This is a genomic window from Burkholderia sp. Nafp2/4-1b, from assembly GCF_003635165.1.
In the GTDB taxonomy this organism is placed as follows: Bacteria; Pseudomonadota; Gammaproteobacteria; order Burkholderiales; family Burkholderiaceae; genus Burkholderia.
The window spans coordinates 1-22,415 of the sequence record NZ_ML058624.1 but is presented as its reverse complement, the minus strand read 5'-3'; the positions used below and the strand labels follow the sequence as shown (position 1 = coordinate 22,415).

Here is a 22,415-nt window from a genome sequence, read left to right as displayed (position 1 = left end):
ATTCTCCACGTAGGGTCTTTTCGTCATCTTGATATTCGTCAAGCCAGCGTAAACGTGGGACGGTTTGTCGCAGGCTCCGCCGTCCGGCCCGTCAGCAGCAGATCGAGCAGATCGTGCACGCTGCGGATCGCGTTGCCGAACGGCAGCGCTTCGCGGCCGCGGAAGAACAGCCCGTTCGCGACGTCGCCGCGCAATGCTGCCGCGAGCCGCGTGTCGATGCAGAAATGACCGAACTTCTCGATGCCGTCGCGCAGCCCGCATACGCTCAGGCATTCGAGCGCGGTCGGGCAGCGTTGCCTGAACGCTCCGAGCTTGTTGCGGATGCGCGTTTCGTTGCGCAGGTAACGATCGAGCCACGGCGTCTTCACCGCGCGCGCCGGCAATCCCGTCACGCTGACGAATTCGACGATGTCGTCGGGCAGCGCATCGGCGAGCACGCGCTTGAAATTCGGATGCGCATCGCCCTCTTCCGTCACCGCGAACGGCGTTCCGACCTGCACGCCGTTCGCGCCGGCGGCAAGCGCCGCGCGTACCGTCGCGTGGCTATTGATCCCGCCCGCGACGATCAGCGGGATCGTGTCGCGCGCGAGGCCGAGCGACGCCATCACCTGCGCGGTCTCGTCGAGCACGCGTGCGAAGTCGAAGCGCGCATCGTGCATGTCGTCGAGCTGCGTGACGCCGAGATGGCCGCCCGCGTGCGCCGGATGCTCGATCACGATCGCATCGGGCAGCCGCCCCTTCTTCATCCATTTCTTCAGCACCAGCGCGATCCCGCGGCTGTCCGACAGGATCGGGATCAGCGCGATGTCATGGCTCGCCGTGAGATCGGGCAGATCGAGCGGCAGGCCCGCGCCCATCACGATCGCGTCCGCGCCCTCGTCGCACGCGACGCGCACGTAGTCCGCATGCGCGCTCACCGCCTTCATCACGTTGACCGCGATCATCCCGCGTCCTTCGCTGTAGGTCTTCGCGAGGCGAATCTCGCGAGCGAGCGCGTCGAGGTTCGCGGCCTCGAGCGTCGCGCGATCGGGATTCGCGCGGCAGCGCGCGAGCAGGTCCGCATGGTGGTGGCGCAGGTCGATGCTGGCGATCGTGCCGAGCGCGCCTTCGCGCGCAACGCTGCCCGCAAGGCGGTGCGCGGAGATGCCGACACCCATGCCGCCCTGCACCACGGGCAGCAACGTGCGGCCGCGAATCGTCAGCGGCGGGAAGGAAGTGCGTGCGGTCATCTGAACCTCGTCGAAACATCGAAAATCGGAACCGCGATGATCGACGATCCACCGGCGCGCACCTTGACGTCCGTCAATAAAAAAACGGCACGCGAGCGTGCCGTTGCAGGTCATGCAGGATGAAACGTTCAGCCCGGGTTCGCGGGCTTGAGCTGCATCGACTTGTATTCGAGATACTCTTCGAGGCCGTACACGCCGTTCTCGCGGCCATGCCCCGACTGCTTGTAGCCGCCGAACGGCGCGGCGGCGTTCCACGTGCCGCCGTTGATGTCGACCTGCCCGGTGCGGATGCGGCGCGCGACGCGCATCGCACGTTCGTCGCTGCCCGCCCACACCGCGCCGCCAAGCCCGTACGGCGAATCGTTCGCGATCCGCACCGCTTCGTCTTCGTCGCGATACGTGATGATCGACAGCACCGGCCCGAATATCTCCTCCTGCGCGATCGTCGATTTCGGATCGACGCGGCCGAATACCGTCGGCTTCACGAAGAAGCCCTTTGCGAGCCCGTCCGGCAGCCCCGTGCCGCCCGTCACGAGTTCCGCGCCATCATCGATCCCACGCTGGATGTAAGCCTGCACGCGCTGCTGCTGCGCGGCCGACGCGAGCGCGCCGAGGCGCGTCGTTTCCTGACGCGGATCGCCGGCGACATACGCTTCGGCCGCCGCCTTCGCGATCTCGCGCGCTTCGTCGTAGCGCGCCTCCGGCACCAGCAACCGCGTGTGCGCCGAGCAGGTCTGCCCGGCGTTCAGGTAGCACGCGTTGACCGTGCCCTTCACCGCCGTCGCGAAATCGGCATCGTCGAGGATCACCGATGCCGACTTGCCGCCCAGCTCGAGCGCCACGCGCTTCACGCCCGCGGCCGCGAGCTCGGCCACGCGCTTGCCGGCGCGCGTCGAGCCGGTGAACGACACCATGTCGACGTCGGGATCGGTGGCCAGCACTTCGCCGACGACCGGGCCATAACCGCACACGAGGTTGAATACGCCCGGCGGGAGGCCCGCTTCATGAATCGCCTCGGCGAGCATGAACGCGTTGAGCGGCGCGACTTCGGACGGCTTCAGCACGACCGTGCAACCGGCCGCCAGCGCCGGCGCGACCTTCAGCGTGACCTGGTTGAGCGGGTAGTTCCACGGCGTGATCGCCGCGACGACGCCGACCGGCTCGCGCACCACCAGCGAATTGCCGACCGTCGCCTCGAATTCGAACGATTCGGCGAGCTTCGCGTACGCCTTCCAGTTGTAGATCGGGCCGCCGACCTGGATCGCGCGCGACAGCTTGATCGGCATCCCGACTTCGCCGGTGATCGACTGCGCGAGTTCCTCGCTGCGCGCCTGCAGGCGCTCGACGATCTTGCGCAGGTAACCCGCGCGCGTCGCGGCCGGCGTCGCGGCCCACGCGTCGAAGGCGGCGCGCGCCGCGCGGATCGCGTCGTGCGCGTCCGACGCCACGCCCTCGGGAATCCGGCCGATCACGGCTTCGGTGCCCGAGTCGATCACGTCGATCGTGCCCGTGCCGGCCGGTTTGCGCCATGCACCGTCGATGTAGAACTGGTCGTAGATTTTCATCGCTTCCTGTCTCCCGGAAAACGGCCATTCTAACGAGTGTCGCGCGGCCCGGCGATGACGTCGGACGAAACCGCGAGGGCCGCCGGACGGCCCGCCCGGAGATTCGCGGAACGGCCGCCCGGCCGCCGGTTTCGTGCTGCTGCGGCATCCGCGCGACGCCGGCGCGCCACGTGGCCCGCATCGTGCTATCTTTTTTAATATCGGCGCCGGCCGCTGCAGCCCGCGCCACCCGGAATCGATGGTTTCGTGAGCGCTGCCATGACCGATGCATCCCATACCCTCGGCTCGCAAGATCGCCTGGAACTGCTGTGCTGGCTCACCTGCGGCAATCTCGGCGCGTTTTACCTGAACGAATCCTGGCCCGACGCATCGTTCCACGTGCAGGCCGCACACCGCTGGCTCGACCGCCATCACCGGCAGGCCGACTGGCTCGCGATCGCCAAGCTGGCCGCGCTCGCGCAGGACATCGCGAAGCGCCACGCCGGCTTCGTCGACGCGTCATGGGCGCGCGACGCGGTCGAGGAAATCGTCGATACCGACGATCTCGACTACCGGGCGAAACTCGTGCAATGGGTGTACGAAGACTGCTGCAAGGCGCTCGCCGACAAGCGGCTGGCCGACTGAGCGCCCGCCCGTGCGCGCGCGCCGGCGCGCGCCGTCATGCGATCGGCAACCGCTGCGTCGACTTCAGCTGCCGCAACGACAGGTTCGAGCGGATGCTCAGCACGCCCGGCAGTTTGCGCAGCACCCTCTCGACGAAGTGACTGTAGTCGTCGAGATCGGCCGCCACCACCTGCAGCAGGAAATCCGCCTCGCCGGTCGTGTTGTCGCACGCAAGCACGTTCGGACTCACCAGGATCAGGCGTTCGAACTCGGCCGTCACCTCCTCGCTGTGCTGCGTGCAAACGATCTGCACGAACGCCATCACGCCGAATCCCAGCTTTCTGCGATCGAGCCGCGCGTGATAGCCGGCGATCAGCCCCGCTTCTTCCAGCCGCCTGAGCCGGCGCCAGCACGACGTCTCGCTCAGCGAGAACGCTTCGGCGAGTCGCGCATTCGACACGCGCCCGTCCTGCTGGAGCATGTCGAGCATGCCGCGATCGATCCTGTCGAGTTGTTCCATGAAAGCTCCTTGCGGCAAGTGCGCGATGGTCGCAAGGCTATCTCACAAATACCCGTTTCTCAATCGCAAAATGAAAGATAAATCCGCTTGCGCCGCACTATATTGAAATAGTCATTCGATCCAGGAGGAGATAGTGAAAGCAGTCGTCTATGAAGCCTTCGGCGCCGCGCCGCGGGTGATGAACGTCGATGATCCGACGCCGGCACCGGACGGCGTTGTAATCGAAGTGAAGGCGACCGGCGTGTGCCGCAGCGACTGGCACGGCTGGATGGGGCACGACCCGGACATCGTGCTGCCGCACGTGCCCGGCCACGAACTCGCGGGTGTCGTGGTCGCGGCGGGCGCGGCGGTCACGCGCTGGAAGGCCGGCGACCGCGTCACGGTGCCGTTCGTCGCCGGTTGCGGCCGCTGCCCGGAATGCCACTCGGGCAACCAGCAGGTATGCGAGCAACAGTTTCAACCCGGCTTCACGCACTGGGGCTCGTTTGCCCAATACGTCGGCATCCATCACGCCGACCTCAATCTCGTGCGACTGCCCGATGCGCTCGATTTCCCGACCGCGGCGAGCCTCGGATGCCGCTTCGTCACGTCGTTTCGCGCGGTGGTCGACCAGGGCCGCACGTCGGCCGGCCAGTGGGTCGCCGTGCACGGCTGCGGCGGCGTGGGTCTGTCGGCGATCATGATCGCGAAGGCGATCGGTGCGAACGTCGTCGCGATCGACATTTCGGACCAGGCGCTCGCGCTTGCGCGGTCGGTCGGCGCAGTGGCGACCGTCAATGCGTCGGCAGTCGCCGACGTGGTCGACGCGGTGAAGGAGATCACCCGCGGCGGCGCACACGTGTCGCTCGATGCGCTTGGCCATCCGGCCACCTGCTTCAACTCGATCAGCAACCTGCGCCGCCGCGGCAAGCACGTGCAGGTCGGGCTGATGCTCGGCGAGCATGCGACACCGGCCGTGCCGATGAGCAAAGTGATCGCGTACGAGCTGGAGATTCTCGGCAGCCACGGGATGCAGGCGCATCGTTACGACGCGATGCTCGACATGGTGCATGCCGGCACGCTTGCGCCGAGCCGGTTGATCGGCAAGGAAATCAGTCTTGGCCAGTCGATCGACGCGCTGATGAACATGAACCGGTTCGAAGGTGCCGGGGTGACGGTCGTGACGGATTTTTCGGGGTGATGGCGGCTGCGCCATCGGCGCCGGGGGCCATGGTCACATCCGCGCATGCTGAATCGCCGCGGGCGTGACAGCTGTCGTGCGCGGCTTCGGCAATGCCGGAAAAGTCAGCGCCCGAATGCGAAAAAGCCCGCCGGGCTTGCACCCGGCGGGCTTTCGTTACATCAAGATCGGGCATGATCGCCCGGGCCCTTACTCCTGCCCCTGGCTCGCGAGGAATTCCTCATAGTTCCCGCCGAAGTCGAACAGCGTGCCGTCCGTCTTCACTTCGATGATCCGGTTCGCCAGCCCGCTCACGAATTCGCGGTCGTGGGACACGAAGATCAGCGTGCCTTCGAACTGCTCGAGCGCGATCTGCAGCGACTCGATCGACTCCATGTCCATGTGGTTGGTCGGCTCGTCCATCAGCAGCACGTTGTGGCGGCCGAGCATCAGCTTGCCCCAGATCATGCGGCCCTTCTCGCCGCCCGACAGCACCTTCACCGACTTCTTGATGTCGTCCGACGAGAACAGCAGGCGGCCCAGCGTGCCGCGCACCATCGTTTCGTCGTCGCCGTCCTTGCGGTACTGGTCGATCCAGTCCATCAGCGTGATGTCGTTCGGGAACTCCTCGTACGTGTCCTGCGGCATATAGCCGACATTCGCGTTCTCGGACCACTTCACCGTGCCGTGATCGAGCGGCAGCGCGCCCAGCAGCGAGCGCAGCAGCGTCGTCTTGCCCGCGCCGTTCTCGCCGATGATCGCGATGCGCTCACCCGGCTGCACCGACAAGTTGAAGTTCTGGAAGATCGTGCGCTCGTACTTCTTCGTGATCTCGTCGGCGACCACCGCGACGTTGTGCAGCTTCTTCTCGAACTCGAAGCGGATGAACGGGTTCTGACGCGACGACGGCTTGAATTCCTCGATCTTGATCTTGTCGATCTGCTTCGCACGGCTCGTTGCCTGGCGGGCCTTCGACTTGTTCGCCGAGAAGCGGCGCACGAAGTCCTGCAGCTCGGCCACGCGCTCCTTCGCGCGCGTGTTCGCCGCGGCCTGGCGCTCGCGCGCCTGTGCCGACGCGAGCATGTAGTCGTCGTAGTTGCCCGGCCAGACCTTCAGCGTGCCGAAGTCCATGTCGGCCATGTGCGTGCACACCGCGTTCAGGAAGTGACGATCGTGCGAGATGATGATCATCGTCGAGTTGTACTCGTTGAGCGTGTGCTCGAGCCAACGGATCGAGTTGATGTCGAGGTTGTTGGTCGGTTCGTCGAGCAGCAGCACGTCCGGCTTCGAGAACAGCGCCTGCGCGAGCAGCACGCGCAGCTTCCAGCCCGGCGCGACGTCGGCCATCGTGCCGGTGTGGAACTTCTCCTCGATGCCGATACCGAGCAGCAGCGCGCCCGCGCGCGCCTCGGCGTCGTAGCCGCCGTATTCGGCGAACTTGCCTTCGAGCTCGGCCGCGTGCATGTAGTCGTCGTCGGTGGCTTCCGGGTTCGCGTAGATCGCGTCGCGCTCGGTCATCGCGGCCCACATTTCGGTGTGGCCCATCATCACGACGTCGAGCACGCGCACGTCTTCATACGCGAACTGGTCCTGGCGCAGCTTGCCGAGACGCACGTTCGGCTCCAGCGCGACGTTGCCGCCGCTCGGTTCCAGATCGCCGCCGAGGATCTTCATGAAAGTCGACTTGCCACAGCCGTTCGCGCCGATCAGACCATAGCGGTTGCCCTCGCCGAATTTGACCGAGATGTTCTCGAACAAGGGCTTCGGCCCGAATTGCATCGTGATGTTGGCAGTAGAAAGCACGGCAGGTCCCGTAAGAGAGAAATCGACGGAAAACCGTGTATTTTAGCAGGTGTCGGAGAAACTGCCGACCGCACTGTTCCGGCCCCGCCGGCCGGCCCGCTGCGCGCGGCGCCGGCCCTGCCCTCGGGTTCGCTTACTTGCCGGCCTTCGCCGCCTTCTTCTGAGCCGCCTTCTCCTTCATCTGCCCGAACAGCTCCGCGCACGGCACGTCGCGGTTGTTGCTCGGCGCGATCAGCGGGATCAGCGCCGCGAACGGGTTGATCAGCCCGAGCCCGACCATCGCGCCGGCGCGCAGCGCGAGCGCGCCCACCTCGACACCGACCTTCGGGTTCTTGAACGTGCCCTTCGCGTACAGCGGCGAGCGCAGCGAGAAGATCCGGAAGCCCTTCGTGTGCGGATGGATCTTGAGGTCGAGCGACTCGTCGCGCAGGTTGATCGGGCCGTCCATGTTGATCAGTGCATCGTCCGTATCGAGCGCGAAGACCTTCGGCTCGAGCATGCCGTCGTTCGCGGCGAAATCGATCGCCGCGCAACGGATGTTCACGTCGCGGGTGCCGAACAGCTTCTCGTAGACGACGTTCGCGACGTTCAGGCCCGCCGCCTCCATCAGCAGGAGGCTGATGCGGCCATCGGTGATGAGCGCCTTCACTTCGCCGGTCGAGGTCCCCGCGAGCGCGGCCGGCGAGTTGCCGGTCGCCGACAGCGACGCGTCGCCGTTGATCTCGCCGAGCGCGGTCTGCATCACCTTCTGCGTCGGGAACAGCTGCTTGAGCTTCAGGTGACGCGCGCTCAGCGTGAAGCGCGCCTTGAGCGGCGTGCGGCTGCCGTCGAGATGCGCGTTCGTCTCGAGCGTGCCGCCCGCGACGCCGAACTGCAGCGGCTCGAGCGTCAGCACGCCGTCCTGCATCAGGATGTGCGTGTACAGGTTCGTGATCGGCAGCTGCGGGCTCTTGATCAGCTTGCGCCCGGTGAACTTCACGTCGGCGTCGATCGCGCTCCAGCGTTCGGTGCGGAACGCCGCGACTGGTATCACGCGGTCCGGCGGCTGGCGTGTCGTGTCGCCGCGCTTCTTCTTGCTCGCGGCCGAATCGGCGCCAATCACCGGCGCGAGGTCGGAGAACTGCAGCAGGTTCGACACGAGTTCGCCCGACAGCTTCGGGCGCGGCTGGCGCTGCGCCCAGGTTAGCGTGCCGCGCAGATCGCTGCCGCCGACGCGGCCGTTGAAGTTCTCGTAGCGGAACGTGCTCGCGTTCTGCTTGATCTGGCCGATCAGGTGCCCCTCGGTCGCGTACGGCGGCGTGTCGGGGAGCGTGATGCCGGTGAGCTGGTAGAGGTGCGACATCGACGTGCCCTGCAGCCACAGCCGCAGGTCGAGCGCCGCCAGATGCATCGGATCGGTCAGCGTGCCGACGATCGCGAGCCGCGTGTCGCCGGCCTTCACGTCGGCGTGCAGCGGGAACGGCTCCGTCGCGTTTTCGATCGCCAGCACGCCGCCTACCTTGCCGGTGCCCGCGACGGGCACGTTCTTGTAGCGGCCGTCGAACTTGAGGCCGAATGCATAGGTGGGGCCGGACGGCTTCGCGGGCACGGTAGCGCCGGATGCGGCCGATGCGCCGCTCGCACCGGATGCGGACGCAACCGCCGAGGCGGAGGAAGCCGTATTCACCACGGACGCGGGCAGCACACCCGATGCGGACCCGGACGTCGATGCCGCGCTCGCGACCTGCGCCGCCGATGCGCCGGATGCGCCGGATGCGGCCTCCGCGTTCGCCTTCGCGGCGAGTTGCGCGGCGCCGTGCTTGCCGACCTGCTGTGCCGACGCCGCGCGCGATTTCTGTTCCTGCTCCTTCAGCACGTCGCCGAGCGGAATCGGCTGGCCGAGCGTATCGATCCCGATCGTCAGATCGGCCTTAGTGATCGCGTCGCGATAGACGATGGTCCCCTTCGCGAACCCGAAGCTGTCGAGCCGCACTTTCCACGTCGTCGGTTGCCCCGAGGGCTTGAACTGGAAGGTCCATGTGTTGCGGCCGTCGGCGAGCCGCTCGAGGTCGACCGCGGGATTGACCACGTCGATCGACGGAATGACGATCTGGTGAGCGAGGAGCGGGAGAATCGCGAGGTCGAAGTGCGCGGCCTCGAGCGTGGCGAACTTGGGGCCCTTCGCCCACTCGGGGTTGCCGATCTCCATCTGGGTGGCCGAGATGCGTGGCCAGGGTACCCATGCGCGCCAGCCTGTTTCGCCCTGCGGGCGCCGCCAGTCGACCTTGAGATCGCCGTTGATCGCAAACGAACGGCCAAGCGCGGTACTCACATGTTCGTTGACCCACGGTTTCGCGCGGTTCCAGTCGAACGTGACAATGAAGACGCCGGCAGCCACGATGATCAGTGCGACGATACCGACGATCCATGCAGCCGTTTTGCCGATGGTTCGGGTTAGCGTCATGGCGGTTCCGTTGTTGTTCTGCAGAATTTGCGCGCCATGCCGGACTCGTTGCGCAAGCAAACGGAGCACGACATCAGCGGCTTTTCAATGGTTATTATGACGCACGCGGCGGCAACGCCCCGGCGCCATTAACGCTTTTTTTCATTTTTGACATGACAGCCCCCACCGGTCTCATCGATGCACAGCGCATCACGCGCCGCGACGCAACCACCGGCAAGACCTTGCTGACGCCGACCGACTTCAGCCTCGCCGCGGGATCGCGAATTGCTATCTCGGGACCATCGGGCTCCGGCAAGAGCGTGCTGCTGCGCGCGCTCGCGCTGCTCGATCCGCTCGACGGCGGTCACATCCTGTGGCGTGGCCAGCGCATCAGGCGCACTGCGATTCCGCGCTACCGGCGCGGCGTCGCGTATGTGCGCCAGCGGCCCGCGCAAATGGACGGCACCGTCGAAGCGCAATTGCGCTATCCGTACTCGCTCGCGATCTATCGCGACGCGACGTTCGACCGCGCGCGCGCGGAAGCGCTCGCCGCACGCGCCGGCCGCGGCACCGATTTTCTCGACAAGCGCGCGAGCGAGCTGTCGGGCGGCGAAGCGCAGATCGCCGCACTGCTGCGCGTGTTGCAGCTCGACCCCGACGTGCTGTTGCTGGACGAGCCGACGTCCGCGCTCGATCCCGACTCGACGCGTGCGATCGAAGCGCTCGTCGACGCATGGTTCGACGCGGCGTCCGACACGCGTGCGTACATGTGGATCTCGCACGATCCGGCGCAGGCCGCACGGATCGGCACGATGCGGCTCGTGATGCAGGCCGGCGTGCTGCATGCCGCGACCCCGACGGAGGCCGCGCAATGAGCCCCGCACTGCAGGACCTGAGCCTCGTCGACGTCGGCATCGCCGCCGCGCTCGTCGCGGTGAACGGCGCGATCTCGGCCGCGCTGTCGCTCGGCCTCGGACGCCAGTTGGCGCTCGCCGCCGTGCGCACCGTCGTGCAATTGCTCGCCATCGGTTACGTGCTCGGCTGGGTGTTTGGCCATCCGCACTGGACGGTCGTGCTGCCGCTCACCGCGCTGATGACGCTGATCGCGGGTTTCGCGGGCGCCGCGCGCGGCAAGCATGCGTACCGTGGACAACGCATCGACAGCATCGTGTCGATCTGGTTCAGCAGCTGGATCGTCGCGGCGATCGGCCTGTTCGTCGTGATCCGCATTCACCCGTGGTACGAGCCGCAATACGCGATCCCGATCCTGGGGATGATCCTCGGCAATACGCTCACGGGCGTGGCGCTCGGCGTCGAACGGATGATGGACGAGCTCACCGCGCGGCGCGACCGCGTCGAGACCGCGCTCGCGCTCGGCGCGACGCGCTGGGAAGCCGCGCAGGGCGCCGCGCGCCAGGCCGTGCGCGCCGGCATGCTGCCGACGCTGAACCAGATGGCCGTGGTCGGCGTCGTGAGCCTGCCGGGGATGATGACGGGCCAGGTGCTGGCCGGCCAGTCGCCGCTGCAAGCCGTGCGCTACCAGATCGTGATCATGTTCCTGATCGCCGCGGCGTCCGCGCTCGGCACCGTCGCCGCGGTACTGATGACGTATCGCCGCCTGTTCTCGCCCGATCACCGCTTTCTTGCTGCTCGGCTCGAAGAGCGCGCGAACTGACCGTCGGCGAAGCGGCGCAGCAACGGCACGCTCCCGACCACCGCCCGGCGTGCGCTCAGCGGGCCGGGCGGCGTTTGCCGAGCGCCTGCCGCAACGCGGCCCGAACGTCGGCATCGGGCGCGAGCCCGTCGACCGACGCCACCAGCCGCACCGCGCGCGGCGTCGTCACATAGGCCTGCGCACCGACATAACCGCCGCTGCCGGCCGAGCGAGTCGTCACCACAAGCGCTTGCGGCGCACGCGCACCGAGGTCGGCCGTGAATGCGTCGGCCACCGTGCCGTCACGTGCATGCAGCGCGCCCGTTACGTAGTCGTCCGTATCGAAGCCCGGCGCCGCGTGCGCGGTCGAATACACGCGCACCGCATAGCTGCCGGTCGAACACGGTTCGAGCGCGCCGCTCGATACGACGGCGGTCTGCTGCCGCGACGGCAGTTCGACCTTTTTGACGAAGCTGCAATCGTCGGCCGCGTGCGCATGCGCGGCGACGAATGCAGCGGCCGACAGCAGCACGCGCAGGCAAGGTTTCATCGGGATGGTGCTCGGGGAAGATGGAGGATGGAAGGTGCCGGTGAGGATAGCGCGACATCCGCATGACGTCACGCACGTAGCCGCGGAAACGATCGGGCAACCACCGCACACCCGCTGTGACGAAGACCGGCATCCGGCAACGAAAAAGCCGAAGCCGCGCGCCACGAAACCGTCACGCGCGGCCCTGTCCGGATCGCCCGGATACGCACCGGATTGGTTGTGCGCGCACCGGACGCCCCGCCGGCCCGCGCGTATCGCTCAGTGCTTGACTCAGTGCTTGATCGACACCGTCACCTTCGTGCCGTCGCTCATCGTGACCGTTTTCGATCCGCCATTGGTCGAAAGCGACACCCACTTGACCTGGCTCACCGACACGACGTCCGGGCACTGCAGCGACTTGCCGCCGGCGCTCACGTTGCGCGTGCCCTTCGGCGCGGCTGCCTGGAAGCTCATCTGCACGTTCGCGTTCCCCTTCGCGTCGACCGACGGGGCAAGCCGCACCTGGGTCTGGCGCACCATCGCGCCGTTCGCGTCGCGCGGCAGGTTGTCGGCGTTCGGACAGCCGTCCTGCATCGCGACCGCGCCACCCGGCGGCACCGACTTCCAGTTGAAGTCATCCGTTTCGCCCGAGCGGATCTTGCGGGTCTCCTGCGTATTGCCGAAGGTCTTCGAGTCGACCTTGACGGTGTATTCGAGCTGCCCTGTCCCGCCGCCCTTCAGGCTCCCCTTGACCGGCGGCGCCGCGAATACGCTCGCGCTGACGCACGCCGCCGCGACCACGGCCGACCACGATGCGGCGACTGACAAGCTGCGTTGGCTCATGCTGACCTCCTTGTAATGCGGCGGCACGCGCGTGCCGCGCGGTTTTCGATGCATGATGCGCTGTCAGTCTACCGCCAAGCGCGATGCAATGCGCCGCAAACGCATCGGGTGTTACCCCGCTTGCGTTCGTGGCGCCGCATCCCGTACGCGCGACGATGCCGCGTCAGAAACCGCTCAGCACCAGCTTGCCGATCGCGCGTCCGGCCTCGAGCAGCTGATGCGCACGCCGCACGTTCGCAGCGTTGATCGTGCCGAGCTGTTCGCCGAGCGTCGTGCGCAGCGTGCCGCCGTCGACGAGCCGCGCGACCTCGGTGAGGATCTTGTGCTGCTCGATCATGTCCGGCGTCTCGAACATCGCGCGCGTGAACATGAATTCCCAGTGAAACGCGGCGCTCTTCGCCTTCAGCAGCTCGACCGGAACGGGCTTCGCGTTCTCGACGATCGTGCAAATGCCGCCCTGCGGCCGGACGACCTCCGCCGCGGCAGGGAAATGACGGTCCGTGTCGTTGAAGATCAGCACGTAGTCGACGTTCGAATGGCCGATGTCGCGCAGTTGCGCGGGCAGGTCGCCGAAATGATCGACCACGTCGTCCGCTCCGAGCGAGCGCACCCAGTCTGCCGACGCCTGCCGCGACGCGGTCGCGATCACGCGCAGCTTGCCGAGCGTCTTCGCCAGCTGGATCGCGATCGACCCCACCCCGCCCGCGCCGCCGATGATCAGCACCGACTTGCCCGCGTCCGCGCCCTGCGGCGACACGCGCAGCCGGTCGAACAGCGCCTCCCACGCGGTCAGCGCGGTGAGCGGCAACGCGGCCGACGCCGCGAAATCCAGCGTGCGCGGCTTGCGTGCGGCGATCCGCTCGTCGACCGTGTGGAATTCGCTGTTCGCGCCGGCGCGCGTGATGCTGCCCGCGTAGAACACCTCGTCGCCCGGCCGGAACAGCGTGACCTCGGCGCCAACCGCGAGGACCGTGCCCGCCGCATCCCAGCCGAGCACGCGCGGGGTTTCCTCGACCTGCGGCTTCGGCGCACGCACCTTGGTGTCGACCGGGTTCACGGAAATCGCCTCGACCTTCACGAGCAGGTCGCGCGGGCCCGGCACCGGTTGCGGCAGTTCCACGTCGACGAGCGCCTGCGGGTCGTCGATCGGCAGGTAACGGGTCAGTCCAACGGCTTTCATCACGACACTCCTTCAGGGTTCACGGAAATCGGGCGGGCCGCGACGCAGCCCCATGGATGCCATCGTAGGCGGCCCGATCCTTCGAGAAAACCGCTATATTTCCTGAAACATTTTCAGGAATTTCAGAATAATGGCCTCCGATCCGATTCCGGCTCCCGACAAGCCGCTCGACCTGCTCGATGTCGGCCTGTTCGTGCGCGCGGCCTTGCTTGCGAACGTGAGCGCGGCCGGACGCGAGTTCGGCGTGTCGGCCGCGGTCGCCAGCGCCCGCATCGCGCAGCTGGAGCGCCAGCTCGGCGCACGCTTGCTGCATCGCACCACGCGGCGCATCAGCCTCACGCAGGACGGCGAGGTGTTCATGGCGCGGGCCGAGGCACTGCTGTCGGCCGCCGACGCCGCCCGCGCGTCGGTCGGCCTCGGCCGCAGCGAGCCGTACGGACGGCTGAAGGTGTCGATGTCGTCGTCGTTCGGCCGCCAGCACGTCGCGCCCGTGATTCCCGCGTTCCTGCGCCGCTATCCGTCCGTGTCGCTCGATCTGCGGCTGTCCGACGAAATCGTGGACCTCGTCGACGACGGCTACGACGTCGCGATCCGCGTCGGCGCGCTGAAGGATTCGACGCTGATCGCGCGCAAGCTCGCCGCGAACCGGCGCGTGCTGTGCTGCTCGCCCGCGTATCTCGCCGAACGCGGCACGCCGCGCCATCCGGCCGATCTCGCGCAGCACGAATGCGTGATTCTCGGCGACCAGCGCGACTGGTCGTTCGTCACGCCGCAAGGCCCGCTGACCGTGCGGGTCGGCGGCCGGCTCGTCGCGAGCAACGGCGAGGCGATCCGCGAAGCGCTCGTCGACGGCTTCGGCATCGCGATCAAGTCCACCTGGGACGTGGGCCCGCTGCTCGCGAGCGGCGCGCTCGTCACCGTGCTCGACGACTACCCGTTCGCGACCGACGTCGCGATCTGGGCCGTTTATCCGAGCCGTGCGCACGTGCCGCTGAAGACGCTCGCCTTCATCGCATTCCTCGCCGAGCACTTCGGCGATCCGCCTTACTGGGATCGCGCGGACGAGCGCTAGAATCGCGGCGGCCGCTCGGCGATCCGACGGCTCCCGGCCGTTATCCGGCCGCTATCGGATACCAACCGGCTACAATGGCGCGTTCGCGACGCAGCGGCCCGACGCCGGACGGGGCCCGCGTTCGCAGGCGGCCGCTCGTCGGCCGCGCACGCGTTTCATTCGCTTTCAATCATTCCGTCATGACCCACAACCTCGTCATCCAGAGTCTCGCGCCGCTGTCGGACGCGCATCACAAACCGCTGCTCGCGCTGTCGCGCGGCACCCGCATCGTGCAGACCGACGAGCACGCGCTGCGTATCGAAAACGCGAACCCGGCGCAGCGCCTCGACATCGACGCATATTGCGGCACGCATGCGCTCGACTTCGGCTTCGTCGAAGCCGGCCGCACGCTCGGCGATTTCGGGCTCGTCGTGATGGACATGGACTCGACGCTGATCACGATCGAATGCATCGACGAGATCGCCGATTTCTGCGGGCTGAAGACGCAGGTCGCGGAGATCACCGAAGCGGCGATGCGCGGCGAGATCCGCGACTTCAACGAAAGCCTCACGCGCCGCGTCGCGCTGCTCGCGGGGCTCGACGCACATGCGCTCGAGCGTGTGTACGAGGAACGGCTGCAGCTGTCGCCGGGGGCGGAGACGATGCTCGCCGGCGTGAAGGCCGCGGGCCTGAAGACGCTGCTCGTATCGGGCGGCTTCACGTTCTTCGCCGAACGCCTGAAGGCGCGACTCGGCCTCGACTACGCGCATGCGAACACGCTCGAGATCGTCGACGGCAAGCTCACCGGCAAGGTGCTCGGCGAGATCGTCAACGCGGACGTGAAGGCGCGCCTGCTGCGCGACACCTGCGCGTCGCTCGGCCTCGAGCCGCGCCGCGCGATCGCGATGGGCGACGGGTCGAACGACCTGAAGATGATGGCCGAAGCCGGACTGTCGGTCGCATACCATGCGAAGCCCGTCGTGCGCGACGCGGCCACCGTCGCGTTCGACCACGTCGGTCTCGACGGGCTGCTGCGGCTGTTCTGATCCGCGTACGATCCGCGCACACCGCCAATGAAAACGCCGGCGCGATGTTGAATCGCGCCGGCGTTTTGTTTTTCCGCTTCGGTCGGTTAGTACGGTTATCGGCCGAGCGTGGCCTGCAACGCGCGCTCGATGTCTGCGCGCAGGTCGGCTTCGTCCTCGAGACCGACGTAGAAGCGCACCAGCGTGCCGCGATGCGGCCAGTCCGTGCGCATCGACGCCACGTCGTAAGGCATCGCGAGGCTGCACGCGCCGCCCCAGCTCCAGCCGATCGCGAACAGTTCGAGCGCCTCGACGAAACGGTCGATCTGCTCGGCACTGTAGCGTTCGTCGAACACCACGGAGAACAGTCCGCCCGCGCCGGTGAAGTCGCGCACGAACGATTCATGGCCCGGACAGTCCGGCAGTTGCGGATGCAGCACGGCCGCGATCTCGGGGCGCGCCTTCAGCCATTGCGCGAGCGCGAGCGCGCTCTTGCTGTGCGCGTCGAAGCGCACCTGCATGCTCGGCAGGCTGCGCATCACGAGCGAGCAATCGTCGACCGACACGCCGATCCCGCAGCGCATCCGCGCGAGCTTCAGCTGCGCGTGCAGTTCCGCGTTCGCGGTAATCGTCGCGCCCATCAGCACGTCGCTGCCGCCCGACTGATACTTCGTCAGCGCCTGCACCGAGATGTCGACGCCATGCTCGAACGGCTTGAACGCGAGCCCGGCCGAAAACGTGTTGTCGATCGCGGTGACGATACCGCGCGCCTGCGCGACCGTCGTGATCGCGCGCACGTCGGGCACTTCCATCGTTACCGAGCCCGGCGCCTCGATCCAGATCAGCCGCGTGTTCGGCTGGATCAGGTCGGCAATACCGGCACCGACGAGCGGATCGTAGAAACGCGCGGTGATGCCGAAATCCTTCGCGAGCCAGTTGCCGAAATCGGCGTTCGGACCGTAGACGTTGTTCGGGATCAGCACGTCGTCGCCGGCCTTCACGATCCCGAAATAGACGTTCATGATCGCGGCGAGGCCCGACGGCTGCAGCAGCGCGTGCGTGCCGCCCTCGATGTCGGCGAGCCGCTGCGCGAGCGCGAGCGACGTGGGCGTCGCATGCAGCCCGTAGCGCCACTGGTTGTCGTTGTGCCAGACCAGCGCGCGCATCGTCGCGAGATCGGGGAACACGACCGTCGACGCACGCGCGACCGGCGGCACGAACGAACGGAAGCCTTCCGGAATGGCGTCGTCGGGTTGAACGATGCGGGTCTGGAGTGCGCGCTTCGGGGTGGATGCAGTCATGGCGGGAAGCCCGGCGAAAGGCTGATCGGTTGCGGAAGATGTCGCTAGGTTAGCCAAAATCGGCGCGGTTGGCCCGGTACAATGCGCGCCGCCCGCACCAAGACAGCGCGCTCAGTCGTCGGCGCGCAGGTTGACGATGCCGCTGACCGTCTCGATTTCCTGCACGCGGCCGTCGCGCACCTGCAGCGCCGCGCGCTTGCCCGACGCCGGGCGCAGCACGACCGGCTGCGGATCCGATTCGTCCGAGTTCATCCGGTCGGCCTTCAACGCGCCGGTCGAATCGAAGCGGCCGATCCACACGCCCGTGATGTTCGTGCCGTCGTTCGATTCCTCGATTTCGAGCGTGTCGCCGTCGCGATCGCCGGCGAGCAGGACCACTTCGCCGGTATCCGTGAACTGGTATTCGCCGTGCACGCCTGCGTCGTCCGTTTTCGGACCGAGATGCACGACGATCGTCCGATCGCCGAGCGTGCCTTCGTAGCGCGGCAGCCGCGCGAATTCCGGATTCGGCCGCAGCGGTCGTGCGGGCGCCGCGTCATCCTGCTGCACGCCCGAGGCGCCAGCCTGTGCCGCGGCCATGCCCGGCATCGCAAGGCCCGCCGCCAGCGCGCCGGCGATCACCAGCGCCCGTTGCCATTCCGAATATCGACCCACCTTGCGTTGCTCCCTTGCTTCATGCTTCAGATTCGCTCGAAAATCGCGGCGATACGGTGATCGCCGTCGCTGTACGTGGATCGCCGTCAGCGCACGGCGATCGCCGCGGGTCACGCGTTCGCGTTGCCCGTCGTCGGATAGCCGAACGCGTGCGTCGCGCAGCCGACGTGCGCGATCCGCGTCAGCCCTGTATCAGCCGTTCCACCGCATCGCGGTGCGGAATCGGCGCGACCGCGCCGTAACCCGTCGTCGACAGCGCCGCCGCCGCGTTCGCATAACGCGCCGCCGCGAACGGATCGTCACCCGCGACGATCCGCGCGACGAACGCGCCGCCGAAGCAGTCGCCCGCGCCCGTTGCATCGACGGCCTCGACCGCGAAGCCCGGCACCACGCGCCGTTCGTTCGGCGTCGCGACATACGCGCCTTCCTTGCCGAGCTTCAGCGCGACGACCTGCGGCCCGTGCTCGAGCATCGCATCCACGATCGCGTCGCGATCGTTCGCGCCCGTGAGCGCCGTGACGTCGTCCCAGCTGGGCAGGCAGATGTCCGTCTGGCGCAGCGCTTCGCGCATCACCGCGCGGGCGCGCGGCAGCGGCCACAGCTTCAGGCGCAGATTCGTGTCGAAGCTGACCTGCGCACCGTTGCTGCGCGCATGGTCGATCGCCGCAAAGGCGGCGTCGCATGCGGCCGAGCTGATCGCGAGGCTGATGCCCGACAGGTGCACGGCCTTCGCCGCGGCCAGCGCGTCGAGCGGCAGGTCGGCCACCGTGTAGCGGCTCGCCGCGGAGCCCGCGCGCAGATAGTCGAACTGGTGGCCGGCCGCGCCGTGCGTGACGAAATACACGCCGGTCGGCGCCGTGCGGTCGATCCGCACGTACGTCGTGTCGACGTGCTCCGCCGCCCACATGTCGACGAGCAGGCGGCCGAACGGATCGTCGCCGATCGCCGACACGAAGCCCGTCGACGCGCCCTGGCGCGCCGCGGCGATGCAGAAGTTCGACGTATCACCGCCGAAGCCCTGCAGGAATTCAGGACGGCCCGGCTGCGACTGGTTGAACTCGATCATCGCCTCGCCGAGCGCGAGGATCTGCGGGAGCGCTGCGGGCATCGCTTACACCTCGCCCCACAGGTCGTGGCCATCCGCGCCGGTGATCTTCACCGACACGAAATCGCCCACCTTGTAGCGCTTCGACGCCTTCGTCGCCGGCTCGACATAGACGACGCCGTCGATCTCGGGCGCATCGGCCGCCGTGCGGCCGATGCCGCCTTCCGCGCTGACTTCGTCGATCAGCACCTTGAGGGTCTTGCCGACCTTGCGCTGCATGCGCTGCGCCGACACTTCCTCGGCCACTTCCATGAAACGCGCGCGGCGTTCTTCACGGACCTCGTCCGGCAGCGCGCCGTCGAGTTCGTTCGCCGTTGCGCCTTCGACCGGCGAATACGCGAAGCAGCCGACGCGATCGAGGTCCGCCTCGCGGATGAAGTCGAGCAGCGTTTCGAACTGCTCTTCCGTCTCGCCGGGGAAGCCGGCGATGAACGTGCTGCGGATCGTCAGGTCCGGGCAGATCTCGCGCCACTTCTGCACGCGCTCGAGCACCTTCTCCGCATTCGCCGGGCGCTTCATGCGCTTGAGCACTTCCGGATGCGCATGCTGGAACGGCACGTCGAGATACGGCAGCACGTGACCCTTGAACGGGCCTTCGGCCATCAACGGAATGACTTCGTCGACGCTCGGATACGGATACACGTAGTGCAGGCGCACCCATGCGCCGTACTGCGCGGCGAGTTCGCCGAGCGCGGCGACCAGGTCGGTCATGCGCGTCTTGATCGGCTTGCCGTTCCAGAAGCCCGTGCGGTACTTTACGTCGACGCCGTACGCGCTCGTGTCCTGCGAGATCACGAGCAGTTCCTTCACGCCCGACTTGAACAGGTTCTCCGCCTCGAGCATCACTTCGGCGACCGGACGCGACACGAGGTCACCGCGCATCGACGGGATGATGCAGAACGTGCAGCGGTGATTGCAGCCTTCGGAGATCTTCAGGTACGCGTAGTGGCGCGGCGTGAGCTTGATGCCGGCGGGCGGCACCAGGTCGACGAACGGATCGTGCGGCTTCGGCAGATGCGAGTGCACGGCCTGCATCACTTCGCCCACCGCGTGCGGGCCGGTGACGGCGAGCACCTTCGGGTGGACTTCCTCGATGAGGTTCGAGCCGCTCGCGCTCGACTTCGCGCCGAGACAGCCGGTGACGATCACCTTGCCGTTCTCGGTCAGCGCTTCGCCGATCGCGTCGAGGCTTTCCTGCACGGCTTCGTCGATGAAGCCGCAGGTGTTGACGACGACGAGGTCGGCGCCGTCGTACGTGCCGGAGATTTCATAACCTTCGGCGCGCAGCTGCGTGATGATTTGTTCGGAGTCGACGAGCGCCTTCGGGCACCCGAGCGACACGAAGCCTACTTTGGGGGACTGGGACATCTGGAATGTGGGGGCGTGGCGGCAAAAGCGTGAGTTTACAGCTATTTATGGGTCAGCGAGGCAAAACCGGCGGTCGGCACGCCGCGGACCGCGGCCCCAATATCCGGCACGCATGCGCGAATCGAGCCGGCGCGGGCATTCGATCCAGCCCTTTCATGTCGACCGCAATCAGGCGATCACCCCGCACCACCGCCCAACAATCACCCGCGGCCCCACCCCGCCGCTATGCGAAAATCCCGACATCCGCTCTCTTCACCTACCCAACGGGGTTCGCATGACCACCCACATCACGATCGAATTCACCGAGCACGCGGCCGAAACCATCGGCGAGCAGACCAGCACCAGCTTTTCGTATGACCAGGGCGCTCACGTGCCGCAACCCGGCGACTTCGTCGAACTCGAGCATTCGCCGCAGACGTTTCTGGTGATCGGGCGCGTGTTTTCGCTGAAGGCAAACTACAGCTCGGTGAAGCTCGTGCTCGACCTGCCGCCGTCGGACGATCAGGACTTCGGCCCGGCGCACTGAACGACGCCGGCGAAGCGCGCCACAACAGGATTGAAAGGCCGTGCGGACCGCCTACGCGCGGATGACGGCCATGCCCGCGATGCGAAGGCTCGGGCATTCGGCGCCGACGATCAAGGACGACCGCCGGCCATATCTTGCGGCAGCGGGCCGCCAGCCAATATCGTGCGAGCACACGATCGGCCGCATCGCGCCGCCGCACGTCGCGGCAGCGGCCGTCCAGCAGCGCGTGCCGCCGCGGCCGGCCTGCCGCGCACGCGTTACTTCTTTTCCGGCTCCGGCGCGCCCGGCTGCTTGAACGGGAATGTGCTGAACATCGACTTCGCCTGGTTCTGCATCTGCTCCTGCATCTGCACGAACATGTTCTTCGACTGCTCGATGTAGCTCGTCATCATCCCTTGCATCATCGGCGCCTGCATGTTCATGAACTGCGACCAGACTTCCGGATTCATCGCGTTCCCTTCGTAGAGGTTCTTTGATTGGTCCGCGAGCTTGTTCTGGATGTCGATGAATGCCTGGATGTTCTTTTCCAGGTACGTGCCCATCATGCCCTGCATCGCATGACCGTAGAAACGGATGATCTGCGACAGCATCGACGACGAGAACATCGGCACGCCGCCGCTCTCCTCCTCCAGGATGATCTGCAGCAGGATGCTGCGCGTCAGGTCTTCGTTGGATTTCGCATCGACGACCTTGAAATCCTCCTGCTCCAGCACGAGCTGCTTGACGTCGGTCAGCGTGATGTACGTGCTTGTCTCGGTATCGTAGAGCCGGCGGTTCGGGTACTTCTTGATGAGCCGCTCGGCCGTTTTCTTTGTAGTAGTCATGTAACGCCTTTCGGTGCAGCGTAGCGCAAGTGACAAATCCCCGCCGCCCGGACCGGGAGGCGGGGGCCTTCGGAAACGCCAGGCTGCACGGCCGAGCCGGCCTGCGCAGCCCGGACGTTCAGCCCATGTGCAGGCCGCCGTTCAGCGAGAAGTCGGCGCCGGTCGCGAAGCCCGAATCGTTCGACGCGAGCCACGCGACGATCGAACCGATTTCTTCCGGGCCGCCGAGACGACGCACCGGGATCGTCGCGACGATCTTCTCGAGCACGTCCGGACGGATCGCCTTCACCATGTCGGTGCCGATGTAGCCCGGCGACACGGTGTTGACCGTCACGCCCTTGGTCGCGACTTCCTGTGCGAGCGACATCGTGAAGCCGTGGATGCCGGCCTTCGCGGTCGAGTAGTTCGTCTGGCCGAATTGCCCCTTCTGGCCGTTCACCGACGAAATGTTGATGATCCGGCCCCAACCGCGCTCCACCATCCCGTCGATCACCTGCTTCGTCACGTTGAACAGGCTCGTCAGGTTCGTGTCGATCACGGCCGTCCAGTCTTCATGCGTCATCTTGCGGAACACGACGTCGCGCGTGATGCCCGCGTTGTTGACCAGCACGTCGATCTCGCCGACTTCCGCCTTGACCTTGTCGAACGCTTCCTTGGTCGAGTCCCAGTCGCCGACGTTGCCTTCCGACGCGATGAAATCGTAGCCGAGCGCCTTCTGCTCCTCGAGCCACTTCACACGGCGCGGCGATTTCGGGCCGCAACCCGCGACCACCTTGAAGCCGTCTTTCGACAGACGCTGGCAGATGCTGGTGCCGATGCCGCCCATCCCGCCCGTTACGTACGCAATTCGCTGAGACATAAATCTCACTCCATTTCTTGGTTTCGAGAGCTGCCGGAGGCCCCTCTGACTTCACGTGGCACCGGCCGAAGCCGCAATCGGCCGGCGCCCGGATTGGTTTGGCGGTGACCGACGACCAGTTACGGACGGCCGGTCACGGTCGGCCGTTACGGACGTTCGACCGCGAGCGCGACGCCCATCCCGCCGCCGATGCAC

General features: G+C 66.9%; 21 protein-coding genes. 7 read left to right on the top strand and 14 right to left on the bottom strand.

Features of this window, described 5'->3' with window-relative positions; genetic code table 11:
• Positions 1-38 precede the first annotated feature (38 nt).
• On the bottom strand, positions 39-1,229 hold the full coding sequence (locus tag C7H84_RS29975; protein ID WP_121862191.1) for a nitronate monooxygenase family protein: 1,191 nt from the start codon (positions 1,227-1,229) through the stop codon (positions 39-41).
• Between the two features lie 128 nt (positions 1,230-1,357).
• Entirely contained in the window at positions 1,358-2,794 is a 1,437-nt protein-coding gene (locus C7H84_RS29970) for an aldehyde dehydrogenase family protein (RefSeq protein WP_121862190.1), read from the bottom strand.
• A gap of 258 nt (positions 2,795-3,052) precedes the next feature.
• Between C7H84_RS29970 and C7H84_RS29965 the strand changes: the two genes are divergently transcribed.
• Entirely contained in the window at positions 3,053-3,418 is a 366-nt protein-coding gene (locus C7H84_RS29965) for a hypothetical protein (protein ID WP_121862189.1), read from the top strand.
• A 34-nt stretch (positions 3,419-3,452) separates the two neighbouring features.
• Here the strand turns inward: C7H84_RS29965 and C7H84_RS29960 are convergent, their stop codons facing one another.
• The gene (locus C7H84_RS29960; protein WP_121862188.1) at positions 3,453-3,917 is read right to left on the bottom strand and encodes an Lrp/AsnC family transcriptional regulator; all 465 of its coding nucleotides are present in this window, start codon (positions 3,915-3,917) and stop codon (positions 3,453-3,455) included.
• Between the two features lie 133 nt (positions 3,918-4,050).
• Here C7H84_RS29960 and C7H84_RS29955 point away from each other — a divergent pair, with 133 nt between their 5' ends.
• Positions 4,051-5,097 (top strand): zinc-dependent alcohol dehydrogenase family protein, encoded by a 1,047-nt coding sequence (locus tag C7H84_RS29955; protein WP_121862187.1) that lies wholly within the window; start codon positions 4,051-4,053, stop codon positions 5,095-5,097.
• A gap of 189 nt (positions 5,098-5,286) precedes the next feature.
• Here C7H84_RS29955 and C7H84_RS29950 read toward each other — a convergent pair whose 3' ends face one another.
• Together C7H84_RS29950 and C7H84_RS29945 are read right to left on the bottom strand one after the other, a co-directional pair.
• Positions 5,287-6,879 carry an ABC-F family ATPase gene (locus tag C7H84_RS29950; protein WP_121862186.1) on the bottom strand — a complete coding sequence of 531 codons (1,593 nt, stop codon included), beginning with the start codon at positions 6,877-6,879 and terminating at the stop codon, positions 5,287-5,289.
• Between the two features lie 133 nt (positions 6,880-7,012).
• Positions 7,013-9,322: an AsmA family protein gene (locus C7H84_RS29945; RefSeq protein WP_121862185.1), complete on the bottom strand. Its 2,310-nt coding sequence runs from the start codon at positions 9,320-9,322 to the stop codon at positions 7,013-7,015.
• Between the two features lie 152 nt (positions 9,323-9,474).
• On the opposite strand from C7H84_RS29945, the gene C7H84_RS29940 reads away from it, so the two are divergent.
• The gene (locus tag C7H84_RS29940; protein ID WP_121862184.1) at positions 9,475-10,176 is read left to right on the top strand and encodes an ATP-binding cassette domain-containing protein; all 702 of its coding nucleotides are present in this window, start codon (positions 9,475-9,477) and stop codon (positions 10,174-10,176) included.
• Positions 10,173-10,976: an iron export ABC transporter permease subunit FetB gene (gene fetB, locus C7H84_RS29935; protein ID WP_121862183.1), complete on the top strand. Its 804-nt coding sequence runs from the start codon at positions 10,173-10,175 to the stop codon at positions 10,974-10,976. The genes C7H84_RS29940 and fetB overlap by 4 nt, the downstream gene beginning before the upstream one ends.
• 55 nt (positions 10,977-11,031) lie before the next feature.
• Here the strand turns inward: fetB and C7H84_RS29930 are convergent, their stop codons facing one another.
• The 3 genes from C7H84_RS29930 to C7H84_RS29920 form a co-directional block, all read right to left on the bottom strand.
• Positions 11,032-11,505, bottom strand: coding sequence for a PliI family lysozyme inhibitor of I-type lysozyme (locus C7H84_RS29930; protein ID WP_121862182.1), 474 nt, complete (start codon positions 11,503-11,505; stop codon positions 11,032-11,034).
• Between the two features lie 270 nt (positions 11,506-11,775).
• Positions 11,776-12,327 (bottom strand): DUF6013 family protein, encoded by a 552-nt coding sequence (locus tag C7H84_RS29925; RefSeq protein ID WP_121862404.1) that lies wholly within the window; start codon positions 12,325-12,327, stop codon positions 11,776-11,778.
• Between the two features lie 163 nt (positions 12,328-12,490).
• Complete coding sequence (locus C7H84_RS29920) at positions 12,491-13,507, bottom strand: zinc-binding alcohol dehydrogenase family protein (RefSeq protein ID WP_121862181.1); 1,017 nt, start codon at positions 13,505-13,507, stop codon at positions 12,491-12,493.
• A 130-nt stretch (positions 13,508-13,637) separates the two neighbouring features.
• Here C7H84_RS29920 and C7H84_RS29915 point away from each other — a divergent pair, with 130 nt between their 5' ends.
• The gene (locus C7H84_RS29915; protein ID WP_121862180.1) at positions 13,638-14,579 is read left to right on the top strand and encodes a LysR family transcriptional regulator; all 942 of its coding nucleotides are present in this window, start codon (positions 13,638-13,640) and stop codon (positions 14,577-14,579) included.
• Between the two features lie 179 nt (positions 14,580-14,758).
• Complete coding sequence (gene serB, locus C7H84_RS29910; protein ID WP_121862403.1) at positions 14,759-15,604, top strand: phosphoserine phosphatase SerB; 846 nt, start codon at positions 14,759-14,761, stop codon at positions 15,602-15,604.
• A 95-nt stretch (positions 15,605-15,699) separates the two neighbouring features.
• On the opposite strand, the gene C7H84_RS29905 is transcribed toward serB, so the two are convergent.
• The 4 genes from C7H84_RS29905 to rimO all read right to left on the bottom strand — a co-directional run bounded on the left by C7H84_RS29905 (position 15,700) and on the right by rimO (position 20,011).
• A complete protein-coding gene (locus C7H84_RS29905) occupies positions 15,700-16,884 on the bottom strand; it encodes a cystathionine beta-lyase (protein WP_121862179.1) in 1,185 nt (394 codons plus the stop codon).
• A gap of 111 nt (positions 16,885-16,995) precedes the next feature.
• Positions 16,996-17,538 carry a hypothetical protein gene (locus tag C7H84_RS29900; RefSeq protein WP_121862178.1) on the bottom strand — a complete coding sequence of 181 codons (543 nt, stop codon included), beginning with the start codon at positions 17,536-17,538 and terminating at the stop codon, positions 16,996-16,998.
• A 181-nt stretch (positions 17,539-17,719) separates the two neighbouring features.
• The gene (locus tag C7H84_RS29895; protein WP_121862177.1) at positions 17,720-18,646 is read right to left on the bottom strand and encodes a sugar kinase; all 927 of its coding nucleotides are present in this window, start codon (positions 18,644-18,646) and stop codon (positions 17,720-17,722) included.
• 3 nt (positions 18,647-18,649) lie between these two features.
• The gene (rimO, locus tag C7H84_RS29890; RefSeq protein WP_121862176.1) at positions 18,650-20,011 is read right to left on the bottom strand and encodes a 30S ribosomal protein S12 methylthiotransferase RimO; all 1,362 of its coding nucleotides are present in this window, start codon (positions 20,009-20,011) and stop codon (positions 18,650-18,652) included.
• A 274-nt stretch (positions 20,012-20,285) separates the two neighbouring features.
• On the opposite strand from rimO, the gene C7H84_RS29885 reads away from it, so the two are divergent.
• On the top strand, positions 20,286-20,537 hold the full coding sequence (locus tag C7H84_RS29885; RefSeq protein ID WP_121862175.1) for a hypothetical protein: 252 nt from the start codon (positions 20,286-20,288) through the stop codon (positions 20,535-20,537).
• A gap of 257 nt (positions 20,538-20,794) precedes the next feature.
• On the opposite strand, the gene phaR is transcribed toward C7H84_RS29885, so the two are convergent.
• Positions 20,795-21,361, bottom strand: coding sequence for a polyhydroxyalkanoate synthesis repressor PhaR (gene phaR, locus C7H84_RS29880; protein WP_011549704.1), 567 nt, complete (start codon positions 21,359-21,361; stop codon positions 20,795-20,797).
• 118 nt (positions 21,362-21,479) lie between these two features.
• Positions 21,480-22,220, bottom strand: coding sequence for a 3-ketoacyl-ACP reductase (locus tag C7H84_RS29875; RefSeq protein ID WP_121862174.1), 741 nt, complete (start codon positions 22,218-22,220; stop codon positions 21,480-21,482).
• Positions 22,221-22,415 lie beyond the last annotated feature (195 nt).